The organism is Mycobacterium sp. E342 (assembly GCF_001667665.1).
Taxonomy (GTDB): Bacteria; Actinomycetota; Actinomycetes; order Mycobacteriales; family Mycobacteriaceae; genus Mycobacterium.
On the sequence record NZ_LZJM01000172.1, the window covers coordinates 25,195 to 43,191 of the forward strand.

Annotated in this window: 18 protein-coding genes and 1 pseudogene; 11 read left to right on the top strand and 8 right to left on the bottom strand. The window is 69.2% G+C overall.

Annotated features, from left to right (window positions below):
• Nucleotides 1-54: 54 nt before the first annotated feature.
• Both A5692_RS12550 and A5692_RS12555 read right to left on the bottom strand, forming a co-directional pair.
• Complete coding sequence (locus A5692_RS12550; RefSeq protein ID WP_068056401.1) at nt 55-2,256, bottom strand: acyl-CoA dehydrogenase; 2,202 nt, start codon at nt 2,254-2,256, stop codon at nt 55-57.
• Nucleotides 2,257-2,355: 99 nt separating this feature from the next.
• On the bottom strand, nt 2,356-3,486 hold the full coding sequence (locus A5692_RS12555; protein ID WP_068056432.1) for an alpha/beta hydrolase: 1,131 nt from the start codon (nt 3,484-3,486) through the stop codon (nt 2,356-2,358).
• Nucleotides 3,487-3,596: 110 nt separating this feature from the next.
• Between A5692_RS12555 and A5692_RS12560 the strand changes: the two genes are divergently transcribed.
• From A5692_RS12560 to A5692_RS12575, 4 genes are all read left to right on the top strand, one after another.
• Complete coding sequence (locus A5692_RS12560; RefSeq protein WP_068056403.1) at nt 3,597-4,235, top strand: VOC family protein; 639 nt, start codon at nt 3,597-3,599, stop codon at nt 4,233-4,235.
• The gene (locus A5692_RS12565; RefSeq protein ID WP_068056405.1) at nt 4,174-4,722 is read left to right on the top strand and encodes a hypothetical protein; all 549 of its coding nucleotides are present in this window, start codon (nt 4,174-4,176) and stop codon (nt 4,720-4,722) included. Before A5692_RS12560 ends, A5692_RS12565 begins: the two co-directional genes overlap by 62 nt.
• Before the next feature lie 298 nt (nt 4,723-5,020).
• A complete protein-coding gene (locus tag A5692_RS12570) occupies nt 5,021-6,442 on the top strand; it encodes a condensation domain-containing protein (protein WP_068056434.1) in 1,422 nt (473 codons plus the stop codon).
• 27 nt (nt 6,443-6,469) lie between these two features.
• Nucleotides 6,470-7,822 (top strand): hypothetical protein, encoded by a 1,353-nt coding sequence (locus A5692_RS12575; protein ID WP_068056436.1) that lies wholly within the window; start codon nt 6,470-6,472, stop codon nt 7,820-7,822.
• A 7-nt stretch (nt 7,823-7,829) separates the two neighbouring features.
• Here A5692_RS12575 and A5692_RS12580 read toward each other — a convergent pair whose 3' ends face one another.
• Nucleotides 7,830-8,498, bottom strand: a complete 669-nt coding sequence (locus tag A5692_RS12580; protein WP_068056407.1) for a TetR/AcrR family transcriptional regulator — start codon at nt 8,496-8,498, stop codon at nt 7,830-7,832.
• Nucleotides 8,499-8,578: 80 nt separating this feature from the next.
• On the opposite strand from A5692_RS12580, the gene A5692_RS12585 reads away from it, so the two are divergent.
• Nucleotides 8,579-9,490, top strand: a complete 912-nt coding sequence (locus tag A5692_RS12585; RefSeq protein WP_068056439.1) for an oxygenase MpaB family protein — start codon at nt 8,579-8,581, stop codon at nt 9,488-9,490.
• 121 nt (nt 9,491-9,611) lie between these two features.
• The gene (locus A5692_RS12590) at nt 9,612-11,186 is read left to right on the top strand and encodes a PPE family protein (RefSeq protein WP_068056409.1); all 1,575 of its coding nucleotides are present in this window, start codon (nt 9,612-9,614) and stop codon (nt 11,184-11,186) included.
• A gap of 59 nt (nt 11,187-11,245) precedes the next feature.
• On the opposite strand, the gene A5692_RS12595 is transcribed toward A5692_RS12590, so the two are convergent.
• From A5692_RS12595 to rpmB, 5 genes are all read right to left on the bottom strand, one after another.
• The gene (locus A5692_RS12595; RefSeq protein WP_231984310.1) at nt 11,246-11,554 is read right to left on the bottom strand and encodes a hypothetical protein; all 309 of its coding nucleotides are present in this window, start codon (nt 11,552-11,554) and stop codon (nt 11,246-11,248) included.
• A gap of 71 nt (nt 11,555-11,625) precedes the next feature.
• The gene (gene rpsR, locus A5692_RS12600; RefSeq protein WP_231984311.1) at nt 11,626-11,832 is read right to left on the bottom strand and encodes a 30S ribosomal protein S18; all 207 of its coding nucleotides are present in this window, start codon (nt 11,830-11,832) and stop codon (nt 11,626-11,628) included.
• A 53-nt stretch (nt 11,833-11,885) separates the two neighbouring features.
• The gene (rpsN, locus tag A5692_RS12605) at nt 11,886-12,191 is read right to left on the bottom strand and encodes a 30S ribosomal protein S14 (RefSeq protein ID WP_068056416.1); all 306 of its coding nucleotides are present in this window, start codon (nt 12,189-12,191) and stop codon (nt 11,886-11,888) included.
• A 2-nt stretch (nt 12,192-12,193) separates the two neighbouring features.
• Nucleotides 12,194-12,358: a 50S ribosomal protein L33 gene (rpmG, locus tag A5692_RS12610; RefSeq protein ID WP_068056418.1), complete on the bottom strand. Its 165-nt coding sequence runs from the start codon at nt 12,356-12,358 to the stop codon at nt 12,194-12,196.
• Nucleotides 12,358-12,594 carry a 50S ribosomal protein L28 gene (rpmB, locus tag A5692_RS12615; protein ID WP_068056420.1) on the bottom strand — a complete coding sequence of 79 codons (237 nt, stop codon included), beginning with the start codon at nt 12,592-12,594 and terminating at the stop codon, nt 12,358-12,360. The genes rpmG and rpmB overlap by 1 nt, the downstream gene beginning before the upstream one ends.
• Before the next feature lie 105 nt (nt 12,595-12,699).
• Here rpmB and mrf point away from each other — a divergent pair, with 105 nt between their 5' ends.
• The 5 genes and pseudogenes from mrf to A5692_RS12640 all read left to right on the top strand — a co-directional run.
• On the top strand, nt 12,700-13,899 hold the full coding sequence (gene mrf / locus A5692_RS12620) for a ribosome hibernation factor-recruiting GTPase MRF (RefSeq protein ID WP_068056422.1): 1,200 nt from the start codon (nt 12,700-12,702) through the stop codon (nt 13,897-13,899).
• On the top strand, nt 13,896-14,183 hold the full coding sequence (locus A5692_RS12625) for a type B 50S ribosomal protein L31 (protein WP_068056424.1): 288 nt from the start codon (nt 13,896-13,898) through the stop codon (nt 14,181-14,183). The genes mrf and A5692_RS12625 overlap by 4 nt, the downstream gene beginning before the upstream one ends.
• 133 nt (nt 14,184-14,316) lie before the next feature.
• Entirely contained in the window at nt 14,317-15,222 is a 906-nt protein-coding gene (locus A5692_RS12630; protein ID WP_068056425.1) for a class I SAM-dependent methyltransferase, read from the top strand.
• A 189-nt stretch (nt 15,223-15,411) separates the two neighbouring features.
• On the top strand, nt 15,412-16,878 hold the full coding sequence (locus A5692_RS12635; protein WP_068056427.1) for a PPE family protein: 1,467 nt from the start codon (nt 15,412-15,414) through the stop codon (nt 16,876-16,878).
• Between the two features lie 334 nt (nt 16,879-17,212).
• Nucleotides 17,213-17,997, top strand: a pseudogene (locus A5692_RS12640) (type VII secretion AAA-ATPase EccA); the annotation flags it as partial.

Genomic DNA, 17,997 nt, shown 5'->3' on the forward strand with positions numbered 1-17,997 from the left:
CCACCCCTCAGGTCGGCATGGCCCTTTTCCGGGGCCGAATCGCACACCGGCGGGTCAGGGATCGCGAGGAAGACCGAGCAACCGCTCGGCGATGATGTTCAGCTGCACCTCGGAGGTGCCGCCGTAGATGGTCGTGGCCCGGCTCGCCAGCAGGTACTCGCCCCACTTGCCGGGCAGCTGGTTGGTGTCGCCGATGGCGGCCTCTGTGCCGAACGAGGACACGGCGAACTCGGCGTACCCCTGCCCGGTGCGCATCGAGAGCAGCTTCGAGATGGCCGCAGACGGCATGGCATCGCCGCCGGCCAGCGTCAACAGCGTCGAACGCAGGTTCAGCACCTTGGCGGCGTGGCCCTCGGCGATCAACTGACCGGCCCGGTGTTGCGCGACCGGGTCGAGGTGCCCGTCGCGAACGAACTCGACGAACTGGCCGAGAGTCGCCAGGAAGTTGGCCTCGCTGCTGCCGATCGAAACCCGTTCGGCGGTAAGGGTATTGCGGCTGACCTCCCAGCCACGGTTCACCTCGCCGAGCACGCATTCGTCGGGCACGAACACGTCGTCGATGTAGACGGTGTTGAACATCGCGTTCCCGGTGAGTTCGCGCAGCGGCTTCACCTCGACGCCTTCACTGCGCATGTCCAGCAGGAAGTAGGTGATGCCGTTGTGTTTCGGGGCGTTCGGGTCCGTTCTCGCCAGCAGGGCGCCCCAATGGGAGAGCTGCGCCGCGGTGGTCCAGATCTTCTGACCGGTGATCCGCCAGCCACCGTCCGTCCGGGTTGCCTTGGTGCTCAACCCGGCCAGGTCGGATCCGGCACCCGGCTCGGAGAACAGCTGACACCAGATCATCTCGCCACGGAAGGTCGGTGGCAGGAACCGCTGCTTCTGTTCCTCGGTGCCGAAGGCGACGATCGACGGGATGATCCACGTCGCGATGCCCATCTGCGGGCGCTTGACGCGGCCTGCGGTGAATTCCTGGGCGATGATGATCTGTTCCACCGGACCGGCGGCGAGGCCCCACGGCTTCGGCAGATACGGCAGGGTCCAGCCGCCCTCGGCGATGGCGACCCTGCGCTGGTCGCGCTCCATCGCCTTGAGCGCGGCCACCTCGGCGCGGATCTCGTCGCGCAGCTTCTCGGTGTCGGGGTCGAGGTCGATGTCGACCGCCCGGAGCCCGGTGCTGGTGGCGGTGTGCACCACTTTCTGCGGGTACTCCGAGCCGCGGCCGAAGGAGGCGGCCAGCATCAGCGCCCGGCGGTAGTACACGTTCGTGTCGTGCTCCCAGGTGAAGCCGATCCCGCCGTGCACCTGGATGCAGTCCTGCGTACACCGCTGGGCGGCCGCCGGCGCCAGCGTCGCCGCGACGGCGGCCGCGAACTCGACGTTGGAAGCGCTCATTTCCCAATCGTTTTCGCGTGCCTCATCGATAGCGCGGGCGGCGTCCCACACCGCCGCGGTGGCCCGCTCGGTGTCGGCGATCATCTCCGCGCACTTGTGCTTGATGGCCTGGAACTGCCCGATCGGCCTGCCGAACTGCTCGCGGATCTTGGCGTAGTGCGACGCGGTGTCGGTCGCCCAGCGCGCCACCCCGATCGCCTCGCCGGACAGCAGCGTCGTCATCAACGCGTGCGCGGTCGCCATGCTCAGGTTGGTCAACGCGGCGTCCGCGCCCACCTCGACGGCGTTGGCGCGCACATGGGCGACGGGGCGCAGCGGGTCGATGCTTCGCACCGGCTCAATCTCGAGTTCCTCGGCGCGCAGCACCACCCATTCCTCGCCGCTGTCGATGGCGACCGGCAGCACCAGCACGGAGGCCTGCGCCGCCGCGGGTACGGCGCGGACCTCACCCCGGAGCACCAACGCGTCACCCTGGCGGGTGGCGGTCAGCCCGCAGCAGTCCATCGCGTACGCGGCGATAGCCGCGCCGGACGCCAGCTCGGAGAGCACCTTGGCGTGCGGATCGCTGGCGGAGATCAGGGCGCTGGCGATCGCCGACGGCACGAAAGGACCCGGCACCGCGCCGTAGCCGAACTCGGCCAGCACGATGGCCAGCTCGAGGATGCCGAAACCCTGCCCACCCACGGACTCGGCCAGGTGCAGGCCCTGCAGGCCCTGGTCCGCGGCGGCCTGCCAGTACGGCGGCGGATTGCCGATCGGCGTTTCCATGGCCGCGTGCAATGCCTCGGACGGCGCGATGCGCGCCACCAGCGACCGCACCGAATCGGCCAGGTCTTGATGCTCAGGAGTGATAGCGATCGGCATTGGTCGCCTTCCCATGCTTTCGGGTTCGTCTCGGCCGGGCAGCTTCCAAACTAACAACCGGTCGGTTGGTTGACCACAGGGGTCGGGGGGCGAGCGCTGTCAGCGAAACCGCTTGGCGATCCAGTCGGCGATGATGTCGGCTTGCTCGTCGCGGGCGCCCGGGGTGGTGAAGTAGTGATCGGTGTCGATCGACGCCTGGGTCTTGTCGGGGCCGGCGAGCGCGGCGAAAATCCGTTGGGCGTCGGACGGGAACACACCGGTGTCGGCCTCGGCATTGATCACCAGGGCGGGGCAGCCGATGCGGGCCAGGTGAGGTTCGGCGCGGGTCTGCGCCACCCGCAGGCTCCACATGCCCAGCCAGTTGCGCAGGGTGCAGGCCGCGGCGATCCCGTGCGCCGACCGGTTTGCCTTCGCCGGGACGCCGGCATAGCACATGTTGGGTTGACGCTTCGTGGGCTCGATGCCGGCATCCACCATGCGGGGATCCGCCCAGGTGCGCATGACGCTGAACGGACGGTCGGAAAACCCCGCCGCACGAACGCGTTTGAGCTCCCGCTCCGCCCAGTCGGTGATGGCGTGGTTGCGCGCCGTCTGCGCACGGCGGTAGCGGGCGAGGAACTCCGGCGCGTACGGCGGGCCGTTGTCCTCGTTGAACAGGTCGAGGTCGGCGTCGGTGGCGACGGGGTCGTTTTCGTCGACGACGGCGGCATCCATCCAGGCCGTCAGCACGTCCGGCCGCCCGGGATGGGCCGCAGTGGCCACGTAGCCGTCGGCCGCGGCCAACTCGGTCAGGCCCGTCGCGGGCCGCATCCCCTCCAGCGGGGTCACGTTCGGCTCCACGGCCTGCGACTGATACGCGGCCATCAGCGACCCGCCACCCGAATTGCCGAGCAACACAACCGTTTCCACCCCCTGCTGTTCGCGCAGCCAGCGCACTCCGACGCCGATGTCCACCAGCGCGTGGTCGAGCAGGAAGCTGCTCTCGAAGCCGCGGAACCTGGTATTCCAGCCGAGAAAGCCGACCCCGCGGGTGGCCATGTAGTCGGCGAGGTAGTGCTCGGAGAAGTCGATCTGGTAGTGGGTGGCGATCATCGCCACCTTGGGCTTACGGCCCTCCCCGCGGTGGTACAGCCCCTGACAGGGATGCCCGCCCGCGCCGGCACGCCCGGCGGTGGGCGACGGCAAACCCACGAACTCGCGGCGCACTATGGCACCGGTGTGAAGAGTCATTTCGGCGGCCCTGCTGGCGACGGACATCTCGGAGAAAACTGAAGCTGATGTTAGATTCTTCAATTACATCTTGGCCAGGATTTCCAAGCCGGGACCGAGGGGAGTGCGCGATGATCAAGCCCCACAACGCCAACACCGAATTCGAACTCGGCGGGATCAACCACGTCGCGCTGGTCTGCTCGGACATGGCCCGCACCGTCGACTTCTACACCAACATCCTGGGCATGCCGTTGGTCAAGTCGCTGGACCTGCCCGGGGGTGCGGGCCAGCACTTCTTCTTCGACGCCGGCAACGGTGACTGCGTCGCATTCTTCTGGTTCGCCGACGCCCCCGACAGGGTGCCGGGCATCTCGTCGCCGGGCGCCATCCCCGGCATCGGCGACATCACCAGCGCGGTGAGCACCATGAACCACCTGGCATTCCACGTGCCGGCCGAGAAGTTCGACGCCTACCGTCAGCGCCTCAAGGAGAAGGGCGTGCGGGTCGGGCCGGTGCTCAACCACGACGAGAGCCCGATGCAGGTGTCCGCCACGGTCCATCCCGGGGTGTACGTGCGTTCGTTCTACTTCCAGGACCCCGACGGCATCACGCTCGAATTCGCCTGCTGGGTCAAGGAATTCGGTAGCAGCGATGCGAACACGGTGCCGAAGACGGCGGCCGACCGCCGACCCGCGGTGCCGGCCGGCCGTGACCGACGGCATTCTCTCCGACGCCCAGATCGCGGCCCTGACGCCCGCGGAGCGACGTGACCTGATCACCCGGCTGGAACAACCCGTGAGCGACATCGTCGACCCGGTATTCCTCGCCCGCGTGCGGCGAATCCGGTTGAGCCTGATGGCCGGTGGCTCCGCGGTGATGATCCCCTGGCTGGGCTATCTGTCCACGACACTGCCGGAGAACTACGTCGTGCACGACTGGCCCCTCACCTGGATGGGGTACGACGTGCTGTTGATGGTCTTCATGGCGGCGACCGCCGCGTTCGGCTACCTGCGCCGCCAGGTGCTGATCCCGGCCGCGTTCACCACCGGTGTGCTCCTGATCTGCGACGCATGGTTCGACCTGATGACCGCCGGCCCCAGGGACCTCTGGCTGTCGGTGGCCACGGCGGTGCTGGTCGAGCTTCCGCTGGCGGCCTTCATGATCGTCAGCGCGCTACGGCTCATGCGCCTGACCATGGAGCGGTTCTGGCTGCTGGATCCCGGAATGCGGATGTGGCAGCTGCCGCTGTTGCCGTGAACCGGTGCGGTTGTTTGCTCCGGGTAGAGAAGATTACCGGCGTCGCCGCGACGATGCGCGGGATTGCGAATCTTGCTCAAAACCGCGTAATCGTCACGTTCCTGTACTAGCGTCCAATAACAGCGACTCGGGGGTACGAGCGACGACCGTAGGTGCAAGCGCCACATGCGGAATCGGTCGCAAAGATCCCTGGTACGAAATTGAATTCATATTGCGCATAGAACCCATTCGGGGATGGGTTTTCGGTACCCCTTTGCCGCACAACGGAATCACCACCAGTAAGAGCGAGGATCAAGAAATGGTCGCACTCGGAAACATCTACGAATGGGAACCGCCGCACGGCCCGCTGACCACGTGGACGGCTACGCCCGCGGCGTACGAAGCGGCTCGCACCGCGCCATTGAGTGATTTGGTTCCGAGTTATCAGCAGACTCAACATCTCTGGACCGCCCACCTCGGCAACACGATGAACCGACAGCTGCCCCGGCTCATGGTGGTGGCGTGGGACATTCCCGGGACGTGTGACATCCCGGCGATGACGGCGGCGATCAACGCCCATGTCCGTGGTCAGGACACCTACCACAGCTGGTTCGACATCGTCGACGGCGTCATTGTCCGCCGCGCGATCGCCGACCCCGAGGTCATCGAATTCGCTCCGACGGCGTTCGGACAGATGAGCCCCGAACAAGCGCGTGAGCACGTCCTGACGACGACGCCCGGGACGCTCGGATGGGGCTGCTTCACGTACGGAGTCGTCCAGGGGCCCGACCACTTCACCTTCTACGCCAGCGTCGACCACCTGCACATCGACGGCGTGTCCGCCGCGCTGATCTTCCTCGACATTCACCTGACGTACCAAGAACTGGTGCTGGGTGCGCAAGGCGGCGAGCTTCCCGCACCCCGCGAGCTGAGAAGTTACCGCGACTACACCGTGCGGCAGCGGGAGAGGGCGGCGAGCCTGACCCTGTCGTCCCCGGAGGTCAAGGACTGGATTGCGTTCGCGCGTGAGGCCGACGGTGACTGGCCGAGCTTTCCGCTGCCGCTGGGCGACACATGGGCCAGCTGCAAGGGCGACCTGGTCACGGTCGACTTGCTGGACGCCGCGGGGACGGAGTCTTTCGACGCCGCGTGTTGCGCGGCCGGTGCCCGGTTCATCGGGGGAGTCCTGGCCTGTACGGCGTTGGCGGAGCGCCAATTGACCGGCAAGGAAACCTATTTCGGGTTCACGGCGAGGGACACCCGGGACATGGGCGTCGACACCATGACGGTGGGATGGTTCGCCAGCCTGATCCCCGTGACGGTTCCGACGGCCGGCGACTCGTTCCCCGAGGCGGCACGGGCGGCTCAGAAATCCTTCGACTCCGCCAAGGATCTCGCCGCCGTGCCGGTCGAGCGCGTGCTGGAGTTGGCGACCTCGGATCAGCTGGGTATCAAGCTGCCCACGCAACTGCCGATGATGTTGTCGTTCCTCGACTTTCGAAAGATCCCCCTTGTCGGGATGTGGACGGAGATGAATTTCGGGACCTATGGCGACAGCCTGTCCGCCGGCGGGATCAACATGTGGATCAACCGGCACGTCGAACGCACCACGGTGACGATCTCCTTCCCCGACAACGAGATAGCCCGCGAGTCGGTGCAGTGCTACCTGGCGGCGCTGATCCGGGAGTTCGCCCGCGTCATCGAGACCACCCCCGACCAGCCCGATGTGGTTGCAGCCTAGACGCACAAGACGGCGGGAGTCGCAATGATGAGCAATGTGCTGGACCTGGCCGACCAGACCATGTTCCTCGGCGAGCGGGCGACCGCCACCACCAGTGTGCTGCAGTGCATCTGGGTATACGACCGCCCGGTCGACGTCGACGGTCTGCGAAGGTTTCATCGCCATCTCGGTCGGGGTCGGCTGCGTCGCCGCATCGAACGGTCCCCCTTGCCGTTCGGTAGGCATCGCTGGGTGGCGCCCACCGGTCAGTCGGAGCTCGAGATGGTCGCGGCGCCGCGGGCGCGTGAGGCGATCGGCGGCTGGCTGGACGAACAGGCGGACAAGCGACCCGACGCCGAGCACGGCCCCGGATACCACCTTGCCGTGCTCCCGTTGACCGACGGCGGCGCGGCAGTGAGCCTGGTGACCACCCATTGCCTCACCGACGGCGTCGGGCTGTGCGAGGCGTTGGCGGACGCGGCGTGCGGCCGCGACGACGCCATCGACTGGCCGGCCCCGGCGGCACGGCGGCGGTGGCGTGCAATGCGCGAGGACGCGCGCCAAACCGTGCGCGACACCGCCGATATGGGCCGCGCCGTGGTCGCCGCGATCCGCCTGGCCGGGACCGCACGCCACGCCGGCGCCGCCACGTCGCCGGCCGGCAAGCGGCCCGCGCCGCCCGCCGGGGCGGACGAACGCATCACGCTGCCGATGGCGACGCTGTTCATCAACGCCGACGAGTGGGACGCGCGCGCGGAGGCCCTCGGGGGAACAAGCAACGCGCTGCTCGCGGGACTGGCCGCCCACCTCGCCCGACGAGTCGGGCGAGTCGGCGCGGACGGGACGGTCAACGTGGGGATGCCGGTCAACGAGCGCACCCCGGGCGACACCCGCGCGAACGCGGTCGTCAACGTCGACATCACGGTCGACCCCGCGCCGGCGACGACCGACCTGCGTGAGATCCGCGCCAGGGTAAAGGAAGCCCTGGCCCGCCACCTGGACGAGCCCGACGAGCGCTGGGCCTTGCTGCCGCTGGTTCCGCTGATCCCCAAGCGGGTCATGCGGCGACTGATCGGCGTGGTCACCGGCAGTGCGATCACCGTCGTGTCGTCCAACCTCGGGACGCTGGACCCCGCCGTCAACCGGCCGGACGGCACCGACGCCGATCACTTCGCCATGAGGACCGTGTACCCGGGGGTGACCACCGCGACCATGTATCGCACCAACGGGGCACTGGCGTTGTTGTCGGGGCGGGTGCACGGCCGGGTGTTCGTCTCGTTCCTCGCCTACGAGCTCGGCCGACACAACTCGATTGAACAACTACGAGACAATGTTTCGAGCGCGCTGAGCGACTTCGGGCTCACCGGCAGCACCGCCTGGCGCACGGTCTGCCCGGCGTAAGCATCCGTTAGGCGTCGGCCGACGCCCGGGATTCCTTGGCGCGGTAGAGCTTTGGCTCGGCGAGCTCGTCGAGCAGGGCGGCCAGGTGATCGACGAGCTGGTCGGGTTGGAGCTGGACGTCGCCGGCGAGCCAGGCGCTGATGGTCTGCCCGACGCCGCCGACCACGAAGTGCGCCGCCGCCTTGATGCGGTCGTTCGCCGGAACCCGCATCGCGTCCCCGACGTGCTGCCCGGACAGCATGGCGAACAACGCGCTGGATTCGGCGCGCTTGCGCACGATCACGGGATCGGCCAGCTGCGTGCTGAACAGCAGGCGCCCGAGCCGGGCGTCGTCGGCGATGGTGTGCACGATGTTGGCCATCCCCGCTCGCGTCTGCTCGGGCGCCGGCACCGCCGCCACCGCGGCCTGTGTGGTGGCGGCCAGCTGGGCGACCACCCAATCGAAGACGGAGCCGACGAATTCGTCTTTGTCGGCGAAGCTCTCGTAGAAGTACCGGGCCGCCAGCCCGGCCTCACGGCACACGCCGCGGACGGTGACGGCCGAGACGCTCTGTTGCTCGGCGCCGAGCAGTTCGAGGCCCGCGGCCAACAGCCGGTTGCGCCGCGTGGCCAGGCGCTGCGCCGCCTCGACGCCGCGGTAGGGCCGAGCGCTGGAGGTCTCGCTCACGCAACCCATCTTGACACCGGCAGGGCGCCGCGACAATATCGGGAAACAGCCGTTCTCACATTAGCGGCGTGCCGCGGGAGGGTATGACGATGGCGATACGCGAGGCTGTTCAGGAACCGGCTCGGCATGTCGAGCGACCCATCGCCGACCCGCCCCGGCGATCCGCCGCGCGGCGGCGCCGGCGGGCCCTCGGCATCGACGAGGGGTTGATGGGCGTCGCGCTGCTGGCCGGCCCGGCCAACGTGGTCATGCAGTTGGCGCGTCCCGGTGTCGGCTACGGCGTCATGGAGAGCCGCGTCGAGAGCGGTCGCGTCGACCTGCATCCGATCAAGCGCGCGCGGACCACCTTCACCTACCTGGCCGTGGCGACCAACGGCAGCGACACCCAGAAGGAGGCCTTCCGCCGCGCGGTGAACCGCGCGCACGCGCAGGTCTACTCCACGCCCGAAAGCCCGGTGCAATACAACGCCTTCGACCCCGCCTTGCAGCTGTGGGTGGGGGCGTGCCTGTACAAGGGCGGGGTCGACATCTACCGCATGTTCATCGGCGAGCTGGAGGGCCAGGACGCCGACCGCCACTACCGGGAGGGCATGGCGCTGGCCACCACCCTGCAGGTGCCGCCGGAGATGTGGCCGGCGGACCGGGCCGCGTTCGACCGGTATTGGGAGGAGTCGCTGGCCAAGGTTCACATCGACGACGCGGTCCGGGACTTTCTTCATCCGATCGCCGCCGGCCGCATCCCGGGGCTGGCGCTCCCACGCCGGCTGCAGCGCGCGTGCGACAACTTCGGGTTGCTCATCACCACCGGCTTTCTGCCGCAGCGGTTCCGCGACGAGATGCGCCTGCCCTGGGACGCCGCCAGGCAACGGCGCTTCGACCGGCTGATGGCGGCGCTCGCCCTGGTGAACCGGTGCCTGCCGCGGTTCGTTCGCCGATTCCCCTTCAACGTCCTGCTGGCCGACGTCGACCGCCGGATCCGGGCGGGGCGCCCCTTGGTCTGACAATGCGGGGGCGCGTGGTCTGACACGCGGGGGCGCGCCGAACCGCGCCGTGTTGATAACGACAATCATATTCATTAAGCTCTCCTCTGCCTGGTAAGCCTTCCCAGCCCGAGGAGTACCTATGACGGCGCCGATCTGGATGGCCTCGCCACCGGAGGTGCACTCCGCGTTGCTCAGCAGCGGCCCCGGTCCGGCGTCGCTGCTCGCAGCGGCGGGGGCATGGTCGGACCTGAGCGCGGAATACGCTTCGACCGCAGCCCAACTCAGCGGCGTCTTGGCCGCCGCGCAGGCCGGATCGTGGGAGGGGCCCAGCGCGGAGTCGTATGTGGCCGCCCACGCGCCTTACCTCGCGTGGCTCACCCGGGCGGGCGCGGACAGCGCTGCCGCGGCCGCCGAGCACGAGACCGCCGCTGCCGCCTACACCGCGGCGTTGGCGGCCATGCCGACGCTGCCGGAACTCGCCGCCAACCACGCCGTCCACGGCGCTTTGGTGGCGACGAATTTCTTTGGCGTGAACACGATTCCGATCGCGGTCAACGAGGCCGACTACGCGCGGATGTGGGTGCAGGCCGCCGGCACCATGACTACCTACCAGGCGGTCTCGGCCGCGGCCGTCGCGGCGACACCGCAGACCGACCCGGCGCCGCCGATAGTGAAGACGGACGCTTCAGCCGACAGTTCATCGAACGTGGACCACGACCCCACGATCGACAATCCGCTCGACGACTTCATCGCGCAAATCCTGAAGAACTTCGGCATCAACTGGGATCCGGCCCAGGGCACGGTGAACGGCCTGACCTATGACTCCTACACCAACGCGTCGGAACCGATTTGGTGGGTCGTTCGGGCGCTGGAACTGCTCGAGGATTTTGAGCAGTTCGGCTACTACCTGGTGCACAATCCGGCGCTGGCCTTCCAATACATCGTTCAGCTCATGCTGTTCGACTGGCCGACGCACATCCTCGAGATCCTGACCACGGCGCCGCAACTGCTGGCCCCCGCTCTGCTGCTCGCCGTCGCCCCCTTCGGCGCCGTCGCCGGCTTCGCCGGGCTGGCCGGCCTGGCCGGGATACCGCAGCCCCAGGTCTTGCCGGCGCCGGTGCCGGCGCCCGCCCCCCCGCCCGCCCCGATGCCGGCCGTCGCGATGACACCGACCGCCGCTGCGCCGGCGGCGGCTCCCGCCTCGGCGCCGGCGTCCGCTCCCGCGCCCACGGCGACCACTGTGACCACAACCGGGCCGTCCGTGCCGCCGCCGCACGCGGCGGGTTTCGCACCGCCGTATGTCGTCGCCCCACCCGGTATCGGGTCCGGCTCGGGCATGAGTTCGGCCGCCAGCTCCAGCGCGAAAAGGAAGGCGCCGGAGCCCGACGGCGCCGCCGCCGCGGCGGCCGCTGCGGCACGGGGGCGAGCCAGGGCGCGCCGGCGCAGGCGGGCGATCGGCCGCGACCACGGCGACGAGTTCGCGGACATGAACGTCGACGTCGAACCGGATTGGAGCGCGCCCGGTGCCGGGGCGGCGTCGGTCGCCTCGGACCACGGTGCGGGGAAGCTGGGCTTCGCCGGGACCGCCCGCCGCGAGGAGGCCGCCGCGGCCGCGGGATTGACCACGCTGGCCGGTGACGAGTTCGGCACCGGCCCAAGGGTTCCCATGATGCCGGGCACCTGGGACGATGACGGTGGCAACGCTGCGCGCTAGCGCACGCAGGGAATCCCCGGCAAACCCTCGCGGGTGACCCGGCTGACAGGGTCGGCGGGTCAGTTGCTGCGGCGCAGACTGGTGGCCCAAAGCTGGTGATTGCCAAGCTCGTTGGGGATCGGAGCGGTCTCCCACTGGCCGCGTTCCAGCCAGTCACGCAGGGCCGCGGCCTGTTCGCTGCTTGCGATGGGTCCGATCCAGTGCGGTGGCCCGGATGCGGCCCGGTCTTTCGTGCAGGGCTGCACAACGGCCATGACGCCGTGCCCGGTCGGCCGGGACGCGCAGGTGACCGGCCCCAGCACGCACGCGGCCGAGACGAGTACGGCGTGGGGGCAGCGCCGGATCGCGGGCCGCAGTTCGTCGATCACCTCATGGTGGGACGCACAAGCAGCGCACACGACGAGGGTGAAGGGGCGGTCGGTGCCGCGCCGCCGCGAGGTCAACGTCCCGTGCCGGGGTAGGGCAGCAGCGCCATCTCCCGGGCGTTCTTGATGGCCGTCGCCACCTGTCGTTGCTGTTGGACGGTGAGGCCGGTGACGTGGCGCGCGCGAATCTTGCCGCGCTCGGAGATGAAGACGCGCAGCGAAGCGGTGTCCTTATAGTCGACTTCGCGTAAACCCAGGCTGGTCAGCAGGTTTCGCTTCACGGACTTGACATCCGGCTGGGCGAGACGACGTCTGCGCTGGGCATTCTTGCCGCTCACCAGCTTGCCTTTCGCACTCCAGGGAGCTGACCCGCGTGGGCGAGCTCGCGAACCCGCACCCTCGACAACCCGAATTTGCGCAGATGCCCGCGCGGGCGCCCGTCTACCGCATCCCGGTTGCGCAGGCGGACCGGGCTGGCATCGCGGGGCTGGCGGGACAGCTCCCGTTGCGCCGCTGCCCGTTGGTCGGGGGTGCTCGATGGCGAACCGATGATGTCCTTGAGCTCGGCCCGGCGCGGCGCGTAGCGCGCCACGATGGCGCGCCGGCGCTCGTTCTTGACGATCTTGGATCTCTTCGCCACGTTCAGCGTTCCTCTCGGAAGTCGACATGCCGGCGGACGACCGGGTCGTATTTGCGCAGCACCATCCGGTCGGGGTCATTGCGCCGGTTCTTGCGGGTCACGTAGGTGTAACCGGTGCCCGCCGTCGACCGTAATTTGACGATGGGTCGAATTTCGTTGCGCGCCATCAGATTCGGTGCCCCTGGCGACGCAGTCGAGCGACGACTGCCTCGATCCCGTCGCGGTCGACGACCTTGATGCCCTTGGCGCTGACCCGCAGCCGGATGCGGCGTCCCTCGGATGGCAGGTAGTACGTCCTGAGTTGGATGTTGGGTGACCAGCGCCGACGGGTCCGGCGATGCGAATGTGACACCGCATTACCGAAACCCGGTGTCCGGCCGGTCACCTGGCAGCGCGCCGACATCGTGTACCTCCACGTCCGTTTATTGAAAATGATTTTCGACAAGGCTTGACGCAGACGGTACCGTACGGAGGGACAAGATGAAAATGATTTTCAATAAGGAGGCCGATGCGGACGCCCGTCATTCTGGTAGCCGGTCAACAAAACACCGACCCGGTTGTGGGTGCACTGTTGCGAACGCCGGGGACGGTGGTCGTCGAGCACCGGTTCGACGGTCACGTGGTGCGGCGCACGACGGTGACGTTGCGGCACGGCGTCCTGACCACGGCCGACGCGGGGCTCGAGCTCGCGCGCGGTTGCGTGTCCTGCACCATCCGCAACGACCTGTTGGTGCTGCTGCGCCAACTCCATCGCCGCGCCGACGTCCATCGGATAGTGGTGCACCTGGCGCCCTGGCTGGAGCCCGAGCCCATCTGCGTGGCCATCGATCACGTTCCGGTGCGGGTCGCGCCCGGATACGTCGATGGCCCCGCGGCGCTGGATGTTTCGATCGCCGCGGTGATCACCACCGTCGATTCCCCGGCGTGGGTGGCTCAGGCGGTCGGTGACTGCGAACTCGACGACGGGCGCACCGAGGCGCAGGTGGTGGTCGGTCAGGCCGAGTTCGCCGACGTGCTCGTGCTCAACCGGCCAGACCCCTTCACCGCCGCTGCGCTGCGTCGCCTGGCACCGCGTGCGCGCATTCAGGTCGGCGTCGACGGTATCGGCGACGCGCTGAACAACTTGTACCGCGACGCGCGGCGGGGCCGCAGCGACGATCCGCACAGTCCGCTGCTCGCCGGGCAGCCACCGCTGAATTCCCGCGGCCCGATCCAGCTCGTTGCGTTTCATGCCCGGCGCCCCTTCCATCCACGGCGACTGCACGAGTGTTTGGACGTCTTGCTCGACGGCGTCATCCGCACCAGGGGGCGGCTCTGGCTCGCCGGCCGGCCCGAACACGCGATGTGGCTGGAGTCGGCCGGTGGCGGACTGCGGGTGGGTCCGGCCGGCAAATGGCTTGCGGCCCTGACGCCGGCCGAGCTGGACGGCATCGACCCGGAGCGGCGTGCTCTCGCCGAGCTCGGGTGGGACGCCGATCACGGCGATCGACACACCGCGATGACGATCCTGGTGTGCGGGGCGAACGCCGCCGACATCCTCGAGGCCCTGCACGGAGCGCTGGTCACCGACGACGAATTCGCCTGCGGCGACTCGATGTTGTGCGACGACTCATTCGGCGAGTGGCACGAAGACCCCGGTGCGGACACGGTGCAAACCGGCGAGGAGAGCGCCCCCGCCCACCACAGCACCGAAGGAGACCGTCGATGAAACCCGAGATCCACCCCGACTATCACCCCGTCGTCTTTCAGGACGCCACGACCGGTGCGCGGTTCCTGACCCGGTCCACGGTCACCAGTTCGCGCACCGTCGAGTGGGAGACGTCGGCCGGCACGCGCACCTACCCACTCGTCGTCGTCGAGGTCACCTCGGATTCCCACCCGTTCTGGACGGGCAGCCGCCGCATCGTCGACAGCGCCGGGCAGGTGGAGAAGTTCCGCCGCCGCTACGGCAGCCGCCGGCCAGCCGATCCGGGCGATGACGTGGACCGCTGAGCGCCCTCCGCCGGGCCGGCTCTGAACACGACGCCCACGCGGACGCGGCGGCCGGGGGCGGTTGCGCCCGCGCTCACCGTTGGCGTTGCGCGCCACGGAAATAGGCACATCTTCGGCCGGTAATGTCGACTACATGCGTAGTGAAGGCGATACCTGGGACATCACAACGAGTGTCGGTTCGACGGCGTTGTTCGTGGCGACGGCGCGGGCGCTGGAGGCGCACAAGCCGGACCCGCTGGCCGTCGACCCCTATGCGGAGGTGTTCTGCCGCGCCGTGGGCGGGTGGGCAGCCGACGTCCTGGACGGCAAGGCCCCCGATCACGAGCTGACCACGGCCGATTTCGGCCAGCATTTCGTCAACTTCCAGGGCGCCCGCACGAAATACTTCGACGAATATTTCCGCCGCGCCGCCGCCGCGGGCGTCCGGCAGGTGGTCATCCTCGCGGCCGGGCTGGACTCCCGCGCCTACCGCCTGGACTGGCCGGCCGGCACGACCATCTTCGAGCTGGACCAGCCGCAGGTCCTCGACTTCAAGCGCGAGGTGCTCACCGAGCAGGGCGCCCGGCCGAACGCGGAGCGCCGCGAGATCGCGGTGGACCTGCGCGACGACTGGCCGCAAGCGTTGCGCGACAGCGGCTTCGACGCCGCCCTGCCGTCGGCCTGGATAGCCGAGGGCCTGCTGATCTACCTCCCGGCCACCGCGCAGGAGCAGCTGTTCACCGGCATCGACGGCCTGGCCGCCCCGGGCAGCCACGTCGGCGTCGAGGACGGGGCCCCGCTTGACCAGGACGACTTCGAGGCCAAACGCGAAGAAGAGCGCGCCAAGATGGCCGACGGCGCCGAGCGGCCCTTCTACCAGCTGGTCTACAACGAGCGGGTCGCCCCCGCGACCGAATGGTTCGGGGAGCGCGGGTGGACCGCGGTCGGCACCCCGCTGGCCGACTTCCTGCGCCAGAACGGCAGGCCGGTTCCCGGCCCGGACATCGATGCCGGGCCGATGGTCGCACGGAACACCCTGGTAAGCGCGGTCAAAGGCTGACCGCCGCCGGGCTCGTGATGAGTTCGCCATGAGTTGACCGCGCGCCGGAACTTTTTCGCGCCGGCCTCCGACTACTACCGGGCTGATCGGTGCGCCGCCCAACAGCCCGGGCGGCGGCGGTCTCGGCCCGGCGAGGAGTTCCGGCGTGACGCTGTGCGCTTTTTTCGATGGCCCGGCCGGCGGTCGACGGTGACCGCCCCCGTTTGGATGGCGCTGCCGCCGGAGGTTCATTCGGCGCAGCTGAGCAGCGGTCCCGGGCCGGCCGGCCTGTTGACTGCGGCGGCCTCCTGGAGCTCGCTGAGCGCGACCTACGCCTCCGCGGCGGACGAGCTGTCCGCGACCTTGGCGGCGGCGCAGGCCGGGGCGTGGGAGGGCCCCACCGCCGAGCAGTACGTGGCCGCCCACGCGCCCTACCTGGCGTGGCTGACGCGGGCCGGCGCCAACAGTGCCGCGGCCGCCGCCCGGCACGAGACCGCGGCCACGGCCTACACGGTGGCGCTGGCCGCAATGCCGACCCTGCCGGAGCTGGCCGCCAACCACGCGATGCACGGCGCGCTGGTGGCGACGAACTTCTTCGGTATCAACACGATTCCGATCGCGATCAACGAGGCCGACTACGCGCGCATGTGGGTCCAGGCGGCCACCACGATGTCCACGTACCAGGCGGTCTCCACGATGGCGGTGGCGTCGACGCCGCAAAGCGACCCGGCTCCCACCATCGTCCAGGCCGACAGCACCGGCGAAGAGGACGACAGCGGCAACGACGACATCATCGACAACGACTCCGGCAACCCGTACCAGCTGAGCTGGTGGATCAACCGCTTCCTGGAGATTTTCCAGACCATCGGAAGGGATCTGGAGGAATTTCCCGAGAATCCGTCCGCGGCGTTGACGCAACTCCTGCACGACATCGGCCTGCTGATCGCGGACGAGTTCACCCATCTAATCGAGGTATTCCAGGCGTTCCCCCAGCTCCTGGCGGTTCCGTTTGTCGTGCCGGCCGGAGCCGCGGGAGGCCTCGCCAGCCTCACGGCGTTGGCCGCGATCCAGCCCGAGCCGGTTCCCGCCCCGGTCGCGACCGCCGCGCCGGTCTCCCCGGCCCCGAAACTGACCGCGGTGGCGGCCGGAGCGCCGGCGGGCATCACGGCCACCGCCCCGGCGCCGTCGACCGCCACCCCGGCCCAAGCCCCCGCACCCACCTCGGTGCCGGCGACCGGAACCCCGCCACCGCCCGCCGGCATCGGCAGCGCCCCCTTCCCGTACCTGGTGGGCGGTCCGACCGTCGGGTCGGGCACGGGCATGGGCGCCGGCGCGCAACGCAAGGCGCCGGAGCCCGATTCCGCCGCGGCCGCGGCGGTGGCGGCGGCCTCGGCGCGGGAGCAGCGGCGGGCCCGGCGGCGTCGGCGGGCGGCGATGCAGGATCACTACCGCGGTTACGAATTCGCGGACCTGGAGCCGGACACCGGCTCGGAGGCGGATGCGTTCGCAGGATCGGCGTCGTCGGTGGCTTCGGAACGCGGCGCGGGGCCGTTGGGTTTCGCCGGGACGGCGAGCACGCGCGCCGCCGATGCGTCGGGGCTGGCGACGCTCGCCAGCGACGATTTCGGCGGCGGCCCGTCGCTGCCCATGTTGCCGGGCAATTGGGCACCGGACTGACGAAGCCGAGCGGGACCGGAACTTTCCCGGTGCGACGGACGACTACTGCGTTGTCCGGAGACCCCAGTGAGGGCCACTCGGATTGATAATGAAAATGATTTTCGATAAGCTCTGACCGCTTAGAAGCGACTGCCAAGGGCCTGCCAACCTACTGAGACAGGGATTAAGACCGAAAATGCGGACAATCGTCCTGGTTAGCATCCTTATCGGCGGAATCGGGCGGGGTGTGGCGTGGTGACGTCGACAGCCCCCGATGCCTCGACACTTAGCTTATGCAATGCTAACTTCAGGCGGGTCAAGTTAGGGGAGGCTACACAAATGGAGAGACGTGGCCGTGGAACTCGGTGACACCGGCGTGCTCGCCGCTCAGCCCGTCAATTCCCGGGTGGAAGCCCGGGTCGACGGCGACGTCGTCAGTCGGTTCGCCACGTGCTGCCGCGCGCTCGGTCTCTCGGTCTACCAGCGCCAGCGCCCGGCCGACCTGTCCGCGGCCCGCTCCGGGTTCACCGCGCTGACCCGCATCGCCCACGACCAGTGTGACGCCTGGACCGGACTGGCCGCCGCCGGCGACACATCCCTGCGGGTCCTGGAGGCGGTGTCGACGACCGCGGCCACGGCCGGCACGTTGCAGCGGAAGGTGGATCTGGCGCCCGGCGCGCTGGGCTTCCGCTACGACACCGGCCTGTATCTGCAGTTCCGCGCTGTCGACCCGGACGACTTCCAGCTCGCCTACGCGGCGGCCCTGGGGACGGCCGGCCGGTTCGCCGACGCCGACCGGATCCTCACCGGCCTGACCGGGCGGCGCCCCAACTGGCGCGAAGCCCGCTGGGTCGCCGTCGTCGTCAACTACCGCGCCGAGCGGTGGTCGGACGTCGTCAAGCTGCTCACGCCGGTCGTCAACGACGCCGACCTCGACGAGGCCTTTGCCCACGCGGCCAGGATCGCGCTGGGCACCGCCCTGGCGCGGCTGGGCATGTTCGCCCCGGCGCTGTCGTATCTCGAGGAACCCGACGGTCCCGTAGCGGTGGCGGCGGTCGACGGGGCGCTGGCCAAGGCGCTGGTGCTGCGCGCGCACGTCGACGAGGACTCGGCGAGTGAGGTGCTGCAGGATCTGTACGC